Raw genomic sequence first — 19,818 nt, forward strand, 5'->3', positions numbered from 1 at the left:
TAATCGTATTAATAATGAAATTGTCTACTTTCCTCAACAAATGGATTTCGCTTGGGTTGTAAAGGATGCTTGGTCAAGGTGTTGAACACCCAGAAAACAAACAATCCACCAAAGAACAGTATTCCACCAATTTCAGGAATTCCAAAATGCCATTGATCACCCACCGTTGCCGGCATTACCATATTGTACACATCCAAATAGTGACCAAACAACACCACGATACCAGCCATAATTACAAACCAGTTTATTCTCTTGTAATCACTATTCATTAGCACCAATAACGGGAAAACGAAATTCATGACCAACATGGAAAAGAAAGGTAATTTGTAATCTTGGAATCTTGCTATGTAGTAGGTAACTTCTTCTGGAATGTTCGCGTACCAAATCAACATGAACTGTGAAAACCAAAGGTAGGTCCAGAAAATACTAATGGCGAACATGAATTTGGCCAAATCATGGATATGGCTGTCGTTCACATTTTCCAAATGTCCCTTAGACTTTAAGTAAATGCTTACCATAGCTATAACCGTGATTCCGGAAACAAACATACTGGCAAATACATACCAGCCAAACAGCGTGCTAAACCAGTGCGGGTCCAAACTCATAATCCAATCCCATGACATCATGGACTCCGTCACCAGGTAGAATACCAAGAAACCGGCAGACCACCTAAAGTTCTTTACAAAGTTGGTATTATCATCCGCTTCATCCTGAGCCAAAGACAGTTTTCTGGAAATCTCTCTATAAAATATCCAACCCCCCAAGAAAATGGCAGCTCTTACCAAAAAGAAGGTTGGGTTAAGGTACCCTGCTTTACCTTGCAATAACTTATCATGGGCCACAACGTCCGCATCCATCCACACAAACATATGGTTCATGTGCAATACGGAAAGTACCAAAATCACAAATACAATAATCCCTCCGGGAACCAGATAGGCTGTAATCCCTTCCATTACCCTAAACAATAGTGGGGACCATCCTGCCTGCGAAGCTCTTTGAATGGCATAGAAAGCCAAAACCCCAAGGGCAATCATAAAGAAAAAGAATGCCGCGACATACAATGCAGACCAAGGCCTGTTTTGCAATTGGTGCAACAAATGCTCATCATGGGATGCATCATGACCTTCTTCATGTGCAGCTTCCTGTCCGTGGCCAGCTGCTTCACCATGCGTATCTTCTGTTGCATGCTCAGCTGCCTCGGCATGACCACCACCATGATCATCGTGATGGGCGGATGCCACAATTGCCTTAGCTTCTTCCACAGTGCTTGGGGCAGAGGTAAAACCGATCACTAAAAAAATCAGCCCTACTGCCATGGCAATGAAAGATCCTATTTTAAGTCTGTTTGAAAACGTGTACATAGTATACTTATCCAATTATTTTGTTAGGTCTTCCTTTAACTTCATCACGTACTCGGACACTTGCCACATTTCTTCCTCATTGGCAAGCTGAGCGGCATATGAACCCATGGAGTTCAAACCATAATATACGGTATGATAGGTACTTCCCACGGTAATATTTCGGGCCACATCATCATAGCTGGGCACGCCCAATATTTTTTCACGCTTTACCAGAGTACCCTGTCCTTTTCCTTTTGGACCGTGACAAATGGCACAATAGATATCGTACAATTCCTTTCCTTTTGCCAAATTGGACTCACTTTGCAAGGAATCCAATGGGCTTGGCTCCAATCTAGCCAAATCCTTTCCTTCCAGAGTGTTCTCAAATTTATAGGGCATGTAGCCTCTAGAAATCGTATTTTCCGGCGGAAGAAGGGCTTCTGTTCCTTGAGGGAACAAACCATTATCCACGCCTTGATAGGTTTCATACCCAACCGGTTCGTACATGTTTGGCATATACTGGTAGTTTGGGCTATTCTTATCCGCGCACGAAGCCAGGGACAGAACCAAAATTAAAACAATACCTATTTTACCTAAATGCTTCATAGTATTACGACTCCTTTTCAGTAACATTTATTTCCACAGCTCCAGTATCCCACAACAAGGTGGTCAACTCATCTTCGTTATCATGTATCCCGATTTCCATCAAAAAATGATCGTCGGTTGTTCTTACATCTGGATTTTCAGCTTTCTTAAAAGGCCACATTCTACTTCTAAGATAAAATGTGATTACCATCAAGTGGGCAGCAAAGAAAACGGTCATCTCAAACATGATAGGAACAAAGGCCGGCATGTTTTCCAAGTAGCTAAAGCTGGGCTTACCACCAATGTCCTGAGGCCAATCATCTATCATGATATAATTCATCATGACAATAGCCACCGCAAGACCCAAACATCCATACATAAAAGATGTGATTGCAATCCGCGTATCCGCAAGTCCCATGGCCTTGTCTAGACCGTGCACCGGAAAAGGGGTATACACTTCCTCAATGTGGTGATGTTCTGCCCTCACTTTCTTCACGGCATGCATCAATACATCGTCATCATTATAAAGTGCTTGTATAACTTTTGAAGCCATAACTACTTTTTATCGTTTAATTTTTTAGCTTGTCCAGCCCAATCATCCCGCTGTGCCCTACCTGGGAACGAGCCTGTGATCGAATCCAACAAATCGTATTCTTTCTCGGTCATTTTACTTACCTGAGCGAAGGTATAAATCCCGATTTGGTTCAAGGTTTCCTCCATTTGAGGTCCAATCCCCTTAACTTTTTTCAAATCGTCTACCTGATCTGTTGTAGCATCAAAGGTTCCGATAGCTCCCAATAAGGATGCTACTTGGTTCTCATCTGCCTCAGACTTTGCTTCTGTTGCTGCTGCTTTTTCCACTTTTCCACCTTTTGAAGGTTTTTCATATAGTGGTTTTCCAGCCTCACGAAGATTCTTGAATCGTTCACCAGAAGATTTCAATATAGATTTCACCTCTGCTTGCGCAATTACAGGGAAGGTTCTGGAATACAATAGGAACAACACGAAGAAGAATCCGATGGTTCCAATAAAGATTCCAACATCCACAAAAGTTGGAGAGAACATCGTCCAAGAAGAAGGCAAGTAATCTCTGTGCAAAGAGGTTACAATGATCACAAAACGCTCAAACCACATTCCTATGTTTACCACAATGGAAATAAAGAATGAGAACATGATACTGGTACGCAATTTCTTGAACCACATGAACTGTGGTGAGAACACGTTACAGGTCATCATGGACCAGTATGCCCACCAGTAAGGTCCTGTAGCCCTGTTCAGGAATGCATACTGTTCGTACTCCACGCCGGAATACCAGGCGATGAACAACTCCGTGATATACGCACAACCCACAATGGATCCTGTGATCATGATTACAATGTTCATCAACTCTATATGCTGTACGGTAATATATGCCTCTAGGTGACATACTTTACGCATGATGATCAAGAGGGTGTTTACCATGGCAAATCCTGAGAAAATAGCTCCCGCAACAAAGTATGGTGGGAAGATGGTAGTGTGCCATCCAGGAATTACCGAAGTAGCAAAGTCAAAAGATACAATGGTGTGTACCGAAAGTACCAATGGTGTAGCCAAACCAGCCAATACCAAAGAAACTTCCTCAAATCGCTGCCAATCTTTTGCTCTACCCGTCCAACCGAAACTTAACAGGCTGTATATTTTCTTTTGGAATGGCTTAATAGCTCTATCCCTGATCATGGCAAAGTCAGGCAATAGACCTGTCCACCAGAACACCAAGGAAACGGACAAATAAGTAGAGATCGCAAATACATCCCAAAGCAAGGGGGAGTTAAAGTTTACCCACAGCGAACCAAATTGGTTTGGAATAGGCAATACCCAATAGGCCAACCATGGACGTCCCATGTGAATAATTGGAAACAATCCGGCCTGGATAACAGAGAAAATGGTCATTGCTTCTGCAGAACGGTTGATTGCCATTCTCCATTTCTGTCTAAACAGCAGCAATACTGCAGAAATCAGGGTTCCTGCGTGACCAATACCTACCCACCAAACGAAGTTTGTAATATCCCAGGCCCAGTTTACGGTCTTGTTCAGACCCCAAACCCCAATACCTGTGGAAATGGTGTAAATAATACATCCTATACCCCAAAGGAATGCAACCAAGGCAATGGAAAATACAATCCACCATTGTTTATTGGCCTTTCCCTCTACCGGAGCGGCGATATCCACGGTAACATCATGGTATCCTTTATCTCCAAGTACTAAGGGCTTTCGAATAGGTGCTTCGTAATGCGACGCCATAATTTATCTTCTAGTTACTTCTTTATTAATTGATTAAGCCTCGTTGGTATTTCTTACCTTAACATGATAGAACACGTTGGGTTTAGTCCCTACATGTTCCAACAAGTGGTACATTCTGTCATCTTCCTTCAATTCGGCAATCTTGCTGTGCTCATCGTTAATATCACCAAACACCATAGCTCCACTGCTACAAGCAGCTGAACAGGCCGTCTGGAATTCTCCGTCCTTAACCTCACGACCGTCCCTTTTGGCATCCAAAATGGTTTTTTGGGTCATTTGGATACACATAGAACATTTTTCCATAACTCCTCTTGAACGCACATTAACATCTGGGTTAATGACCATTTTCCCAAGGTCGTTGTTCATGTTGAAATCAAACTCATCATTGTCGTAGTAAAGGAACCAGTTGAATCTACGTACTTTATAAGGACAGTTGTTGGCACAATATCTTGTACCTACACAACGGTTATATGCCATTTGGTTTTGCCCTTGTCTACCGTGTGATGTAGCAGCCACGGGACAAACGGTCTCACAAGGTGCATGATTACAGTGTTGGCACATTACCGGCTGGAAAGCAACCTGCGGATTTGCAGAAGCATCCTCCATCTGACCCAAACCACCTAAAGTACCTTGGTCTCCAAACAAGCCTTCCAAGCCATCTTTCTTTTCATTATCCTGCTCAAAGGTCTCTTCTGAAGAATAATATCTATCGATACGCAACCAGTGCATATCCCTCGACTTTCTAATTTCCTCTTTCCCCACTACAGGAACATTGTTCTCTGCATGACATGCAATAACACAAGCACCACATCCAGTACACGCGTTTAGGTCAATGGAAAGATTAAAATGATGCCCAATGGAACGATCAAACTCTTCCCACAAATCAGCATCCGGAGAAGTAACCGGAATTTCTTGGTGGTTCAAGCTAACGTGTGGCATTGGGTTCCACTCGTGATGGTCTTTGGTATTGAAAATTTCCAAGGATGTTTCCTTAATGATATCTCCCCTACCCATCAACGTCTTATGTAACTGAACACAAGCAAATTCGTGATCACCAGAAGCTTTTTCCAAACTCACGGACTGAACATCCGAGAAATTTTTGTACAGCGCAAAAGCATTGACACCAGTGGCCATTTCCGCTTTCATTCCAGCTTCACGACCGTACCCAAAGGAAAGTCCCACAGTACCTGGCGCCTGTCCTGGTTGAATGATCACAGGAACCTTATTTAATACTGTACCATCTACAGTAAGGTTTATATAACTACCGTTCAATCCACCATCAGCCACATTGTAGTTTTCCAACTCCAGATTTTCAGCATCTGCTTTGGATACCGTTACATAATTGTCCCAAGAAACTCGGGAAATAGGATCAGGGAATTCTTGCAACCATGGGTTGTTGGCCTGTTTGCCGTCCCCCATTCCTACTTTGGAGTATAACACTAGTTCCGTTCCAGAACTGGTACTGTTTACCAAAGAATTTACTGCCGCAGATATTGGGGCAATGCTTTCCGCTTCGTCGCCTTCTGTACTTTCCGCAACACTTTCAGCAGCTGTCTCTTCTTCAGCCGCTGTAGGAACAAAAACACCATCTTGTAGTGCCTGATTCCAATCCCCGCCTTGTAATAGCGAAGTATTCCAATTTTCTTTTATGTATTCGTAGTAGCTTTGATCCTTGCCCAACCAGTTCAACAAAGCAGTTTGTATCTGACGTGTATCGAAAAGTTCACGAATGGCGGGCTGGGTCAAGCTGTATTGTCCTTTTTTGAACTCGGCATCACCCCAAGATTCCAAATAATGGGAAGCAGCTGCCACAAATTGTGAAGACTGTGCAGTTTCATCATTATTGAATGAAAAACTTACCGAAACATCCACTTTTCCAAGACCTTCAATGAATTCTGAAGCATTTGGCAAGGAATAGGCTGGGTTAACCCCGTCCATGATCAATATTCCAACCCGACCGGCATTCATATCTGTAACTAACTTGTTCACTTTGGCCGAATCACCTTGACGTACATATTTTGGGCTTTCAGCATCAAAGGCCTCACTAGCCAACAACTTATTGATTGCCAATACTACTGTTTGCGCATGAATATCATTCAATCCTGTTACCACAACGGCCTTGCTTCCAGCTTTTCTGATCTGCGCAGCAACACTTTCCACAGCAGCATCCACATCCGAAGTACCTCCACCCAAGTTGCTACCATTTAGCTTGCTATACAGTTTGGCTAAAGCTATTTTCTGTTGGGTTGGTGTCATTGGGTAACGCTTGTCCGCATTGGCACCCGTCAAGGACATATTGGCCTCCAACTGCACATGCTTGGACATTTTACCATGATTTGGCACACGACCTTTAGCATATCCACTGTCATATCCTCCACCTTGCCAGTCTCCCAAAAAGTCAGCACCAAAAGAAACAATCAGGTCTGCCTTTTCAAAATTGTAATCTGCCAAAGCGCGCTCACTATAGGCGGCTTCAAAGGCATTGAGGGCAGCATCCTCGGAAATGGCATCATAAACCACGTGGTTTACGTTGTCTCCATATTCAGCTTTGAACTCAGCTATTAATTTATCAGTGGATGGACTTGCGTAGGTTTGGGTCAACAAAACAATTTGCCTGTTAGAACCTTTAAGGTTACCCAATTTAGCCTTTACATTGGCATCCAATATTTTCCAGTCAATGGGATTTCCTCCTTGCGATGGCCCTTGAACCCTTTTACTATCATATAAGGACAAAACAGAAGCTTGCACTCTGGCATTGGCACTTCCATTAACCTTGGCATCCGTATTGTTCTCAATCTTTATTGGTCGCCCTTCTCGGGTTTTGACCAAAATACTGGCAAAATCAAATCCATCTGCAATGGTTGTTGCATAGTAGTTTGCAACCCCGGGAACAATATTGTCCGGTTGCACCACATAAGGAATGGATTTATGCACAGGTCCCTCACAGGCCGCAACAGTTGCAGCCGCCGTACTGAAACCCACATATTTTAAGAAGTCCCTTCTGTTGGTGGTTGTGGCCGACAAATTTTCCTTGTCGCCCAAAAACTCATCCACAGGGATTTGTTCCATGAATTCGTTTTGTCTTAGCGTCTCAACAATGGAATCGTTCGGATTTAGCTCCGCTTCGCTCTTCCAATATTTTTTGTTTGATGCCATACGATATATCTGAGATTATCTTCTTTTAATTCTTAATAGTGACACTTACCACATTCCAAACCACCCATCATTGCGGCTGTCAATTCTTGAACTCCATACTTCTTGGAAAGCTCGGCATGTATAGCCGCATAGTACTCATTGCCCTCCATTTTCACGTTGGTTTCCCTGTGACAGTTAATACACCATCCCATGGTCAACGGAGCAAACTGTTCTACCACTTCCATTTCTTCAACCGGACCATGACAGGTTTGACATTCAATTCCTGCAACTGAAACGTGTTGGGAGTGATTGAAATATGCAAAGTCAGGAAGATTGTGCACTCTCACCCACTGTACAGGCTGACTTTCCCCTGTATATCTCTGTTCTTCCTCGTCCCATCCAACTGCTTTGTACAATTTCTTAATCTCGCTGGTGTAGAACTCGTTGGTATAGCCGTTTGCCAAATCCTCCGCACTAGGCCCCTCCGGATTGCCCTTGTACTCATAAATGGATTTATGGCAGTTCATACATACATTTAAGGAAGGTATTCCCGAAGTTTTGGAAACCCTAGCTGATGAGTGACAATACTTACATTCAATTTTATTGTCACCAGCGTGAATTTTATGGGAATAGTGAATGGGTTGAACCGGGGCATATCCTTGATCCACACCAACCTGCATCATCCACCCGTAAGCGAAATACCCACTTGCCAACAACAAGAAAATGGCACTCACCAAAACCAAGAATTGGTTCTTCACAAAAGCCTTCCAGATAGGAAGTCCTTTTTCAGCTTTGTCTTTTTCAAGATCAACCCCATTGGCCTCGGCGATTCTTCTCAAGGTGTTGTTCACCAAAATCAACATGATGACCAGCAAACCAAAAACAAGTGCCAACGCACCTAGGATCATTTCATTGGAAATTCCCCCTTCAGAAGCTCCAGTTCCGTCGGTCGTGGCCGTAGCCGCAGTCACAACAGGTGCAGGAGGTGGTGCCGCCGTATAGGCAAGAATATCATCAATATCTTGATCAGACAGCGTAGGGAAAGCAGTCATCGCTGCTTGGTTATATTCTGCATAAATCTTGTTCGCATATGCATCTCCGGCCTTAATCATTCCCGGACTGTTCTTAATCCATGTGTAAAGCCACTCCTTGTCCAGACCTTCGTCTTCGGACAGCCTACTTTCCACATTGGCCAGGGCAGGCCCAGTCATTTTACGATCCAAGGCGTGGCAGGCTGCACAATTCTGATTGAACAGCTGCTTTCCTTTCACAGGATCACCTCCGGCTGCGGCATCAGCGGAAGCTTCCTCTTGCGCATAAAATGAAACGGAAAAAAGTAGGAGAGAGAAACCTAAAACTTTTGAAAATAGATGGCGGTATAAAACCTTTTTCATACTAACAGAATTTCTATCGAAATCTTTGGCACGATTATTCCAATTGATACTGAGAACAATAGCATTTGGGTGGCCTAAAATCGCAGACAAAAGTACGGAATAAGGTCATTTTTCAAAATGTTAAGGGATCTATAATATCTAATTTATAACTATTCTAAATAAGTTGAAAGTAGATGTAATAATCCCTAAAAAATTACATTTGTACAAGGACGAATCCGATAAGCTTGAAAATAACATGAAAACTTATGCTTTAGCACTGATTTTGATTGGTTTGACTTATAACCTATCTGCCCAAGAAGGACAGGTTGTGATCGATCAGGATCCAAGGATTGACGAATTGATGAAGCTTTACGCCCAAGTAAATTCCAAAGCTGATTATTACCAAATCCAAGTGGGCTTTGGAAGCTATCAAAAGGCACAAAACCTGAAATCAAAAATAGATATTGATTTTCCCGGGTGGTATTCCAAAATTGAGTTTGAATCCCCGACCTATCGAGTTCGGCTGGGAAAGTTTAAGACAAAATTGGAAGCCGAGCGCAAATATCTGGAAGTTCGGAAAAAGTATCCGGATGCGATGCTCTTAAAACCTGAAAGTAGTTCTAGGTAAATTTAAGTGCAAGAATCAAGTTCAAACTCAAGCTCAACATATTGGATTCAAGAGCCAAGATTCAAGACTGAAAATTCCAATTTACAAGCACCAAATTCTAACTTGCTGGGTAGATTAGATAAGTTCAAGCTCAAAATTCAAGTTCAAAACTCAGGAACCAAGACTAAAGACTAAAGACTCAAGACTTAAAGGTTCCACGTTCTAAATTACCAGTACCAAGCTCCAAATCCCAACTTACCGTAATCAATTTTTCATTTTCAATTTTTAATTCCTTCAACACACCAAGCACCAAGCACCAAGCACCAAGCACCAAGCACCAAGCACCAAGCACCAAGCACCAAGCACCAAGCACCAAGCACCAAGCACCAAGCACCAAGCACCAAGCACCAAGCACCAAGCACCAAGCACAAAAAAAATCCCGCCGAAGCGGGAGTGTGATTATTTTCGAAACTACAGTTTCTTTTTTACTGCAACCTCTTGGAAAGCTTCTACAATGTCTCCTTCCTTAATATCGTTGTAGTTTTTGATTTGAAGACCACAATCGTATCCTTTGGACACCTCCTTAACGTCATCCTTGAATCGTTTTAGTGATGTCAGTTCACCCGTAAAGATGACCACACCATCCCTGATCAAACGAATCTGGGAATTCCTAAAGACCTTACCTGTGGTCACCATACAACCAGCAATGGTTCCAATCTTGGAAATCTTGAAGGTTTCCCTGATTTCAGCATTTCCGGTAATCTCCTCCTTCATTTCCGGAGACAACATTCCTTCCATCGCATCCTTCAAATCATTGATGGCGTCATAGATAATGGAGTACATTCTGATATCGATTTCCTCCTTATCTGCAACAGCGCGGGCGTTGCCCATTGGTCTAACGTTAAATCCGATAATGATGGCGTCTGAAGCACTGGCCAACAACACATCGGATTCTGTGATGGCACCCACACCTTTATGGATAATGTTTACCTGAATCTCATCCGTAGATAGTTTCTGGAAGGAATCCGTCAAGGCCTCCACAGAACCATCCACATCCCCTTTGAGGATAATGTTCAATTCTTGGAAATCGCCAAGAGCAATTCGCCTTCCAATTTCATCCAAGGTAATATGTCGTTGCGTCCTTACGGATTGTTCACGTTGCAACTGGGAACGCTTGGTAGCAATTTGCTTGGCTTCACGTTCATCCTGTAATACATTGAACTTATCTCCAGCTTGCGGCGCTCCGTCCAATCCCAAAATGGAAATGGGCGTTGCCGGGCCTGCTTTTTCGATATTCTTTCCACGCTCATCCTGCATGGCCTTTACTTTACCACTGCAGGTTCCTGCCAAAACATAATCTCCAATCTCCAAGGTTCCGGCCTGCACCAAAATGGTGGACACGTAACCACGACCTTTATCCAAAAATGCTTCAACCACTGTTCCAGAAGCAAGTTTCTCTGGGTTTGCTTTTAATTCAAGCAACTCCGCTTCCAACAGCACCTTCTCCAACAATTCATTTATTCCTTGTCCTGTTTTCGCTGAAATATCATGAGACTGGATTTTTCCACCCCAATCTTCCACCAACAGGTTCATGGCTGCAAGTCCTTCCTTAATTTTATCAGGATTGGCTGTTGGCCTATCTATTTTGTTGATCGCAAATACAATAGGGACATTGGCCGCCTGGGCATGACTTATTGCTTCTTTGGTTTGCGGCATGATATCATCATCGGCAGCTACAACCACAATGGCAATATCCGTTACTTGGGCACCCCTTGCACGCATGGCCGTAAAGGCTTCGTGACCTGGAGTATCCAAGAAGGTTATTTTTTGTCCTCCATCCAAGGTTACACCATAAGCACCTATGTGCTGGGTAATTCCACCACTTTCGCCTGCAATTACATTTTCCTGCCTGATGTAATCCAGCAAAGATGTTTTACCGTGGTCCACGTGACCCATTACCGTAACGATCGGTGCTCTTGGATGCAAGTCTTCCGGAGCATCAACTTCCTCTTCAATAGACTCTTCAATTTCGGCCGTAACAAACTCCACTTCAAATCCGAATTCCTCTGCTACAATGGAAAGTGTTTCAGCGTCCAAACGCTGGTTCATGGTCACCATAATACCCAAGGACATACAAGCAGATATAATTTGGGTGGTGGAAACATTCATCATGGTAGCAACCTCGTTCACGGTAACAAATTCTGTTACTTTAAGAATCTTGCTTTCCAGTTCTTGTTGTTCTAGATCCTTCTCTGTCTGCTGACGATGCTGATCTCTTTTCTCCCTTCTATATTTGGCACCTTTTCCTTTGCTGGACTTACCTTGAAGTTTTTCAAGGGTCTCCCGTACCTGTTTTTGTACTTCTTCTTCCGTTGGCTCAACCTTAGGAACCGATGAGCGTTGTCCTCTTCTACCCGGACCGCTACCGCCTCTTTGATTTGGACGTCCGTTCCCAGATTGTGGGCTATTCTTGCTTACGATCCGTTTACGCCTCTTCTTTCTATCGGCGCTGGAATCTGTTGAAGCTCCGGCCTTGGCCTTTACTTCTTCTTTCTTTTTCTTGGGCTTGTTGAATTGGGACAAATCAATTTTATCGCCTGTAATTTTGGGCCCAGAGAGCTTTTTATATTGTGTTTGGATGGCTTCCGGTTCCTTAGGCTGTTCCTCTTCAGGTTCAGCGGACTCTTTAGCTTCTACCGGCTTAGCAACTTCTTTTTTCTTTGGCTCAGCTGGTTTTTCCTCAACCTCAACTTTGGGCTGCTCTTTAGCAGCAGGTTTCTCCTCTTCCTGTACTTTGGGAGCTTCGGGCTTATTGTCCAAATCAATTTTGCCAACAGTTTTGGGTCCAGACAATTCCGCTTTGGCCTTAATGACCTGATCGGCATTTCTTTTCTCCCTGGCAATTCTTCTTTCCTCCTGCTCCTGCTCCATCTGGATTCTGAGCGCTTCTTTTTCTTTCCGCTTCTCCTCACCTACCTCTTTGGAAGCAACTTTTTTGCTCTTATCCGTTTGGAACTCATCCAACAGTACTTGATACACCTCATCTGTAATCTTGGTAGTAGGGCGTGCCTCGACATCGTGTCCTGCGGACGCAAGATATTCTACAGCCCTATCCAGTGAAATGTTCAACTCTCTGAGAACTTTATTAAGCCTTATTGTTGGGTTTCCTGCCATAAATTGTTTTTCCTAGCCCTTAAATTTGCTGCTAATATATAGTTTAATCTTCAAATTCCTCCTTAAGAATTCGCACCACTTCAACAACCGTTTCCTCTTCCAAATCCGTACGTTTGATCAAATCTGCAACCTCCTGCTCCAAAACGCTTCGGGCCGTATCCAATCCAATCTTCTTGAACTCTTCGATCACCCAGCTTTCAATTTCATCTGAGAACTCGGTCAACTCTACATCTTCTTCCACTCCTTCACGGAACACATCAATCTCATAACCAGTCAATTGACCAGCCAAACGAATGTTATGTCCCCCTCTACCGATGGCTTTGGAAACTTCCTCGGGCTTTAAGTAAACCTGAGCCGTTTTCTTTTCGTCGTTTAGTTTAACAGACGAAACCCTAGCTGGGCTTAACGCCCTGGTCACCATCAACTGGGAATTGTTGGTCCAATTGATTACATCAATATTTTCATTGCCCAATTCACGAACAATACCATGGATTCTTGAACCTTTCATCCCCACACATGCCCCAACAGGGTCAATTCTATCATCATAGGAGTCCACAGCAACCTTAGCTTTTTCTCCAGGGATACGTACTGCTTTTTTAATGGTAATCAAGCCGTCAAACACTTCTGGTATCTCTTGGAAGAACAATTGCTCCAAGAATACCGGGGAAGTTCTGGACATGATTATTGCCGGTTTATTCCCTTTAAGCTCCACGCTTTCTATCACCCCTCTAACATTATCCCCTTTTCGGAAGAAATCCGAAGGAATTTGTTTTTCCTTTGGAAGAATGATCTCATTGCCCTCATCATCCAACAAGATGATGGCCTTATGACGAATATGGTGTACCTCTGCGGTGTAAATTTCGCCTTCTAAGTCTTTAAACTGTTTGTAGATAGTGGTATTATCGTGCTCATGAATCTTGGAAATCAGGTTTTGGCGCAAGGCCAAGATGGCTCTTCTTCCCAAATCCATTAGCTTCACCTCTTCAGACACATCCTCGCCAACCTCAAAATCAGGCTCAATTTTTCTCGCTTCTGTTAGCGATATTTCCTCATTGGGTTCTTCCACCTCTCCGTCTTCCACGACTATACGGTTTCTCCAGATCTCCAAATCCCCTTTATCAGGGTTGATAATGATATCGAAGTTCTCGTCAGAACCAAATTTCTTCTTCAGGGCATTTCGGAAAACATCTTCCAAAATTGCCATAAGGGTTACCCTATCTATAAACTTATCGTCCTTAAATTCCGAAAAGGATTCGATGAGCGCTAGGTTTTCCATTTTTGAATTACAATTAAAATTTTAAAATAACTTTTGCTTGATGGATTTCAGAAAAGGCAATTACCTCTTTCTTCTGAACCGTAACTTTTCCCTTACCCACCGGTTTGGGCTCACGCGCCTTCCACTCCAAGGTAATAGTATCATCATTGGCCTGGGTTAGCGTACCTTCCCATTCGTTGTCGCTGGTCCTGACCTTTAATTTTCTTCCCACATTTTTTCTGAACTGACGCGGTAATTGAAGTGGGGAAGTGGCTCCTGCGGAGGTTACCTCCAAAGAAAAATCCTCTTCTTCCCGATCCAGGTTGTGCTCTATGGCCCTGCTAACGTCCATACAATCCTGAAGATTGACACCCTGATCACCATCCAGTACCACACGGATTGTATTGTCACTTCCTATCGTGAAATCTATCAAAAACAAGGAAGGTCGTTCTTCCAAAGCCTTGCCCAGTAGCTGTTCCACTTTTTCCCTCAACATAAAATCAAGTAATAAAAGAGGGGACTCGAAGTCCCCTCATGAATACAATTATATCCGTTCAGTGGTGCAAAGATACAATAATTTAAGAGTCTGCAAAATTGTGGGCAACAGCCTACTGGGCAATTCCATTAGTTGGCCTCATCCATCCACCATAATTGTTCCCAATTCTTGTCCTCCCCATCATTTTGCTGTGCCAAACCGGGAGTACTCCTACCCTCCTGAATGTATTTGGTCAATAAGGTTTTTAATTCCTCCACTTTTTCAGGATTTGAAGCTTGTAGATTAATGGCTTCGGTCGGATCGTTTTTAAGATCGTACAGCTGAATCTTGGGCAAGTCCTCGACAGCTTCTTTATCGTTCGGTTTTGGAAAACTCCATCCGCCAGAACCTGGACACATAATCAATTTCCAATCTCCTTTTCGAATGGCAAAGCTTCCATTAATGGAATGATGCACAGTAGCTTCCCTAAAATCCCCCTCGATTGCTTCCTGGGTCAAAAGCGGCAACAGGTTATAACTGTCCTCGCCTTCGTCCTCCTTTAGTTGGTATCCTGCAATAGCTGCAGATGTAGCCATAAAGTCGGTAGTGCAAATGGTTTGATCCATTTTGGTTCCTTTTTGAACTTTGGCCGGCCACTTTACTATATAGGGTACTCGGTGACCCCCTTCAAAAATGTCGGCTTTGTGCCCTCGGTAGACATAACTTGGGTAATGTCCTTTTTCAACCATTTCATCAATATCAGCAGCTGGAGAGCAACCATTGTCACTAGTGAATACTATTAAGGTGTTTTCCTCAACACCCGCTTCCTTGATCGCCGCATTCAATTGCCCCATGTAATCATCCACCATCATCATAAAATCCCCGTACGGATTAAGTCCACTTTTCCCTTGCCATTCTTCCGTAGGAAGGATAGGAGTATGCGGTGAGGGCAATGCCAAATACAGGAAGAAGGGTTTTTCCTTTTTGGCTTGTTTTTTTACATATTTGATTCCTCTTCGGAAAAAGTTCGGGGTCACATCCTCATGGATAAAATCTTTGGAGGTAGGCCCTTTTCGCCACCAAGAGTATTTTCCAGTATTTACCGTTGTGGAATCTGGCACCTGCGTGGCCATTCCATTTTCAACATAAACGTAGGGCGCCATATCCAAAGAGCCACTATGTCCGTAAGCGTAGTCAAATCCAAGATCATTAGGGGTGTTTTTAACGGGCTTTGTGTAATCGATATTAATAAAGGTAGTGTCTTGCCAACCTGTGGTGGGTTCCTGTTCTGGGTCTTTTAACGCCCAATCCCATCCCAAATGCCATTTGCCAATAAAGGCGGTGTTGTAGCCACTTTGTTTTAAGACAGAGGCCACGGTTGTTCTTGTATTTGGAATCAACGCTTTGGAGGCTCCTATAAGCACCCCTTGTTTTAGTTCACTTCGCCAATTGTATCTTCCTGTTAGAATCCCATATCGGGTTGGAGTGCAAACGGCTGAGGAGGTATGCGCATCTGTAAATCGCATCCCTTCTTGGGCCAGCATGTCCAAATGCGGGGTTTTGATTTTACTGTTTTCATTAAAAGCGCTGATATCCCCATAGCCTAAATCGTCGGCCAAAACGAAAATAATGTTTGGTTTTTGTTCTGGTTTTTTCGGCTCCGTTTTTTCGGTACAACTTAATACTATAACCAGTAAAAAAAGATACAAAAGGAGGTTTGGTCGGTTCTTCATTTCCCTAGGTTGGTTTAAGGGATGAATGTACCTAAAATAGGTCAAACAAAAAATCCCAATTTCCTTAGAAATCGGGATTTTCTTTAGTTTTCCGTTGGCCCACTAGGACTCCTTTCGTCCACCAGTCCGCCGTACAAGACTTTGGAAGGCGTGGCGCTCAGGATAAACTTCTCGTCCCACTTGTGCATAAAATAGAAAACCCAACATCCTGAAGATATCGGGTTTGTTTTTAATTCCGTTGGCCCACTAGGACTCGAACCTAGAACGACTGGACCAAAACCAGCTGTGTTGCCAATTACACCATGGGCCACTACCAAACTTGCATCAAAATGCAAATTTTCAAATACATGTTCCAGTATTTGAGCGTGCAAATTTATAACAAACTTTTGTTTGCACAAATAATTTCACAAGAATCCGAACGATTTTTCCAGAGCCATCCATGTTAAAGCTTTTCCAAAATTCGCCAGACGTCTCTACTATATTTACTAAATTCGCCCCAACTGGTTAAGACCATCTTTATGTTTGCAGCGAACTTCAAAAAATGGGATACCATCCTAGGATGGGTTTCCTTTACCATTGCCTTTATCGTTTACGCCCTTACCATAGAACCAACAGGTAGTTTTTGGGATGCTGGCGAATACATTACCACCTCGGCCAAACTTCAAGTAGGGCATCCACCGGGGGCACCTTTATTACAAATGATAGGTGCTTTTTTTGCCATATTCGCCTTCAACGACCCTTCAAAGATTGCCCTTATGGTGAATGCCGTATCCATAGTGTCCAGTGCGTTTGCCGTGCTGTTCACGTTTTGGACTATCACTAACCTAACCCGTAAACTGATAGTCAAAAAGAAGGCTCTTAGCAACAGTAAGGCAATTGCAGTTTTTGGAAGTGGACTTGTTGGTGCCTTGACCTTTACATTTTCAGATAGTTTTTGGTTCAACGCAGTGGAAACCGAAGTATATGCCATGGCCAGTCTCATTATGGCTCTGCTGATATGGTTGGGACTTAAATGGGTAGACAACCTTGACGAACCAAGAGGGCATCGTTGGTTATTGCTCATTTGCTTCGTGATCGGCCTAACCTTCGGAATCCAATTCATGGGCTTTTTGGCCATTCCATCTATAGGTTTATTGTTCTATTTCAAGAGATATAAAGAAACCAACATCAAGAATTTTCTGTTGGCCAACCTATCGGTGATTGCCGTGTTGATGTTGGTCTACAAATTTTCCCTCACATACGTACTAAAACTCTTTGGATGGAGCGAAGTATTTTTCATTAATAGTATTGGATTGCCATTCAACTCTGGAACCATAATTATGGGCTTGCTTTTTGTGGCCGCCTTTTATTTCGCGCTGCGCTATACTCGGAAAAATGATTTTCGCACGGGAAACCTCATTGTACTGTGTTTGATGTTCCTTATCCTTGGTTTTTCATCTTGGTTAATGTTGCCAATTCGAGCCAATGCCAAGACCGTGGTCAACGAAAATGACCCTTCCGATGCGCGTTCTCTATTGGCCTATTATAACCGGGAGCAGTATCCCGGGGTTGAGAGTCCATTTTACGGAGCTTATTACTCAGACACCTTTGCACCCGCTGGTGAGGATAAGGACGACCGCCCAAAATACGAGAAGGATAAAACCTTGGGCAAATATGTGATTGTCAATAATTACAAGGGAGCCATGCAAGGGCCCAATGAAAAGCATGTGGGACTTCTGCCAAGACTTTGGAGCGATCAGCATGCTGAAAATTATATGCGGTATTTTGGAGTTCTTGATTTTAGGATTAAATCCGAATACATTTCTCGAAACGACCTAAGGGAAGCCGTTTCGCAGTTCAAGGCTGCCTATGACCGAGGGGAACTGGATGCCGAGCAATATGTCAGGTTTCTTCGTGAGTTTGGGGAATATATAGAAGTGGAGCCTCCCACTTTAGGGCAAAACATTCAATACATGATTGAATTCCAGTTTGGCTACATGTACATGCGCTATTTTATGTGGAATTTTGCCGGTAGACAAAACGATGTCCAAGGTCGGTATGACGAAAATGGGAATTGGTTGAGTGGCATTGGTTTTATCGATAGCCTAAGATTGGGAAGTCAGGATAATTTACCTAGCGACTGGAAAAACAACAAAGCTCGAAATACTTACTTCTTCTTGCCTCTGCTTTTGGGGATTATCGGACTGGTCTTCCAGATTTCCAAAAACCCGAAACAGTTTTGGGTGCTATTTGTCTTTTTCATGTTTACCGGAATAGCCATTCAATTCTATACCAACCCTTATATTTTCCAGCCCAGGGAACGGGATTATTCCTTGGTAGGATCATTCTACGTCTTCAGTATGTGGGTGGGTATGGGCGTCTATGGTCTGTTTGATGAGTTTAGAAAGCTCATTTCTGCCAAAATAGCCGCGCCGGCGCTAACAACAATATGTTTGCTGTCCGTCCCTTTCTTGATGGCATTCCAAAATTGGGACGACCATGACCGATCCAATCGCTATACAGCCAATTCCACGGCCAAAGCTTATTTGGATTCTTGCCAGGAAGATGCAGGTGCTATTCTGTTTACCATTGGGGACAATGATACCTTCCCATTGTGGTATGCCCAGGAAATTGAGGGCCATAGAACCGATGTTCGTATCGTAAACACCAGCTTGTTTGCTACAGATTGGTACATAGACCAGATGAAACGAAAGGCTTATGAAAGTGAGCCCATTCCGTCACAGCTCACCCATGATAAATACCGATATGGTTCCAGGGACGCGGTATATTACCAAGGCATTACTGATAGCAGATGGGAGATTAAAGATTTTGTGAACTGGATTGATAGCGACAAACCCCAGAACAAATATCGGTATTTACTGGAAAAACAAGGTGTGGATATCAGCGATGTTCCAGAGGGTACTCTTAACATCATTTATTATCCTACCAACAAAATTCGTATTCCAGTCAACAAGCAAAATGTATTGAACAGCGGCTTGGTGAAACCAGAGGATGCGGACCAGATTTTGGACTATATTGATATTGACCTACCACAAGGGGCTTTGCCCAAAAATCGGATCCTAATGCTGGATTTGATTGCCAACAATGATTGGAAACGACCCATTTACTTTTCCGGGGGAAGTTTTGATAGAGCGGAATACATCTGGATGAAAGACTATCTTCAGTTGGATGGATTGGTCTATAAACTAGTGCCTATCAAGACAAAAAATGAAAGCTCTTTTGAAATGGGTAGAATTGACTCAGATCTTATGTACGAAATTGTTACAAAATGGGATTGGGGAAATGCCGGGGACACTGAAATCTATCACGATCCCCAAACCCGTTCCCAAGGACTGTCCTTTAGAAGTAACCTGGCGCGTTTGATGGAGAAATTATTGGAAGAGGGCAAAGTTGATAAAGCCAAGGACATCATTGACATTGCTATTACCAATATGCCAGTGGAAGAGTTTGGATTTTACGCTTTTGTGGAACCCTATGTAGATGGGTACTACAAGGTAGGTGAAACCGAAAAGGCCCATGCACTATTTGAAAAACTAAAAAAAGTATATCAAGAGCGCTTGGAGTACTATTCTGCCGTACCGTTAGATGAGCAATACGATAGGATTGACGACATTTTAGCCGACATGCAAGCTTACCGTAGAAACATTGACATCCTGATTGAAAACCAAGACCGGGAGAAAGCCGAATCGGAAACAGTGATATTCAATGAATATATTGACAAGTTTTCCCAGTTTGTAGGGGATGACGAGGAAATGTTTGAAGAACAGGCTCCTGATCCGGATATGGGGGATTCCATCCCGTTGGACACGATTGAAGAAGTTCCGGACACTGCAGAAATCTTGGAATAAAAAACGAGGTTTA

General features: G+C 43.2%; 12 protein-coding genes and 1 tRNA gene. 2 read left to right on the plus strand and 11 right to left on the minus strand.

The annotated features are described in order from the left end of the window. Positions 1–8: 8 nt before the first annotated feature. The 6 genes from FGG15_RS09165 to FGG15_RS09190 are packed head-to-tail and all read right to left on the minus strand — an operon-like array spanning position 9 to position 8,734. On the minus strand, positions 9–1,361 hold the full coding sequence (locus tag FGG15_RS09165; protein ID WP_138835532.1) for a FoF1 ATP synthase subunit a: 1,353 nt from the start codon (positions 1,359–1,361) through the stop codon (positions 9–11). A 15-nt stretch (positions 1,362–1,376) separates the two neighbouring features. Then, the gene (locus FGG15_RS09170) at positions 1,377–1,946 is read right to left on the minus strand and encodes a c-type cytochrome (RefSeq protein ID WP_138835534.1); all 570 of its coding nucleotides are present in this window, start codon (positions 1,944–1,946) and stop codon (positions 1,377–1,379) included. 4 nt (positions 1,947–1,950) lie between these two features. Next, positions 1,951–2,478, minus strand: coding sequence for a DUF3341 domain-containing protein (locus tag FGG15_RS09175; RefSeq protein WP_138835536.1), 528 nt, complete (start codon positions 2,476–2,478; stop codon positions 1,951–1,953). Between the two features lie 2 nt (positions 2,479–2,480). After that, a complete protein-coding gene (gene nrfD, locus FGG15_RS09180; protein WP_138835538.1) occupies positions 2,481–4,205 on the minus strand; it encodes an NrfD/PsrC family molybdoenzyme membrane anchor subunit in 1,725 nt (574 codons plus the stop codon). Positions 4,206–4,238: 33 nt separating this feature from the next. Next, entirely contained in the window at positions 4,239–7,361 is a 3,123-nt protein-coding gene (locus FGG15_RS09185) for a TAT-variant-translocated molybdopterin oxidoreductase (protein WP_138835540.1), read from the minus strand. Between the two features lie 32 nt (positions 7,362–7,393). Continuing rightward, positions 7,394–8,734, minus strand: a complete 1,341-nt coding sequence (locus tag FGG15_RS09190; RefSeq protein WP_138835542.1) for a c-type cytochrome — start codon at positions 8,732–8,734, stop codon at positions 7,394–7,396. A 235-nt stretch (positions 8,735–8,969) separates the two neighbouring features. Here FGG15_RS09190 and FGG15_RS09195 point away from each other — a divergent pair, with 235 nt between their 5' ends. Next, complete coding sequence (locus FGG15_RS09195; protein WP_138835544.1) at positions 8,970–9,341, plus strand: SPOR domain-containing protein; 372 nt, start codon at positions 8,970–8,972, stop codon at positions 9,339–9,341. A gap of 450 nt (positions 9,342–9,791) precedes the next feature. Here the strand turns inward: FGG15_RS09195 and infB are convergent, their stop codons facing one another. The 5 genes from infB to FGG15_RS09220 form a co-directional block, all read right to left on the minus strand. Beyond that, the gene (gene infB / locus FGG15_RS09200) at positions 9,792–12,494 is read right to left on the minus strand and encodes a translation initiation factor IF-2 (RefSeq protein ID WP_138835546.1); all 2,703 of its coding nucleotides are present in this window, start codon (positions 12,492–12,494) and stop codon (positions 9,792–9,794) included. A 43-nt stretch (positions 12,495–12,537) separates the two neighbouring features. Further along, the gene (nusA, locus tag FGG15_RS09205) at positions 12,538–13,770 is read right to left on the minus strand and encodes a transcription termination factor NusA (protein WP_138835548.1); all 1,233 of its coding nucleotides are present in this window, start codon (positions 13,768–13,770) and stop codon (positions 12,538–12,540) included. 13 nt (positions 13,771–13,783) lie between these two features. Beyond that, on the minus strand, positions 13,784–14,245 hold the full coding sequence (rimP, locus tag FGG15_RS09210; RefSeq protein WP_138835550.1) for a ribosome assembly cofactor RimP: 462 nt from the start codon (positions 14,243–14,245) through the stop codon (positions 13,784–13,786). Positions 14,246–14,373: 128 nt separating this feature from the next. After that, positions 14,374–15,957, minus strand: coding sequence for a sulfatase family protein (locus FGG15_RS09215; RefSeq protein WP_138835552.1), 1,584 nt, complete (start codon positions 15,955–15,957; stop codon positions 14,374–14,376). A 238-nt stretch (positions 15,958–16,195) separates the two neighbouring features. Beyond that, a tRNA-Gln gene (locus FGG15_RS09220) sits at positions 16,196–16,267 on the minus strand. Between the two features lie 208 nt (positions 16,268–16,475). Here FGG15_RS09220 and FGG15_RS09225 point away from each other — a divergent pair. Continuing rightward, a complete protein-coding gene (locus tag FGG15_RS09225; protein WP_138835553.1) occupies positions 16,476–19,805 on the plus strand; it encodes a glycosyltransferase family 117 protein in 3,330 nt (1,109 codons plus the stop codon). Positions 19,806–19,818 lie beyond the last annotated feature (13 nt).

The sequence above is a fragment of the Flagellimonas algicola genome (genome assembly GCF_005937185.1).
In the GTDB taxonomy this organism is placed as follows: domain Bacteria; phylum Bacteroidota; class Bacteroidia; order Flavobacteriales; family Flavobacteriaceae; genus Flagellimonas; species Flagellimonas algicola.

Coding starts and splice junctions, on each gene's coding strand:
- FGG15_RS09165 (WP_138835532.1), bottom strand. CDS start 1,361: ATGTACACGTTTTCAAACAGACTTAAAATAGGATCTTTCATTGCCATG.
- FGG15_RS09170 (WP_138835534.1), bottom strand. CDS start 1,946: ATGAAGCATTTAGGTAAAATAGGTATTGTTTTAATTTTGGTTCTGTCC.
- FGG15_RS09175 (WP_138835536.1), bottom strand. CDS start 2,478: ATGGCTTCAAAAGTTATACAAGCACTTTATAATGATGACGATGTATTG.
- nrfD (WP_138835538.1), bottom strand. CDS start 4,205: ATGGCGTCGCATTACGAAGCACCTATTCGAAAGCCCTTAGTACTTGGA.
- FGG15_RS09185 (WP_138835540.1), bottom strand. CDS start 7,361: ATGGCATCAAACAAAAAATATTGGAAGAGCGAAGCGGAGCTAAATCCG.
- FGG15_RS09190 (WP_138835542.1), bottom strand. CDS start 8,734: ATGAAAAAGGTTTTATACCGCCATCTATTTTCAAAAGTTTTAGGTTTC.
- FGG15_RS09195 (WP_138835544.1), top strand. CDS start 8,970: ATGAAAACTTATGCTTTAGCACTGATTTTGATTGGTTTGACTTATAAC.
- infB (WP_138835546.1), bottom strand. CDS start 12,494: ATGGCAGGAAACCCAACAATAAGGCTTAATAAAGTTCTCAGAGAGTTG.
- nusA (WP_138835548.1), bottom strand. CDS start 13,770: ATGGAAAACCTAGCGCTCATCGAATCCTTTTCGGAATTTAAGGACGAT.
- rimP (WP_138835550.1), bottom strand. CDS start 14,245: ATGTTGAGGGAAAAAGTGGAACAGCTACTGGGCAAGGCTTTGGAAGAA.
- FGG15_RS09215 (WP_138835552.1), bottom strand. CDS start 15,957: ATGAAGAACCGACCAAACCTCCTTTTGTATCTTTTTTTACTGGTTATA.
- FGG15_RS09225 (WP_138835553.1), top strand. CDS start 16,476: ATGTTTGCAGCGAACTTCAAAAAATGGGATACCATCCTAGGATGGGTT.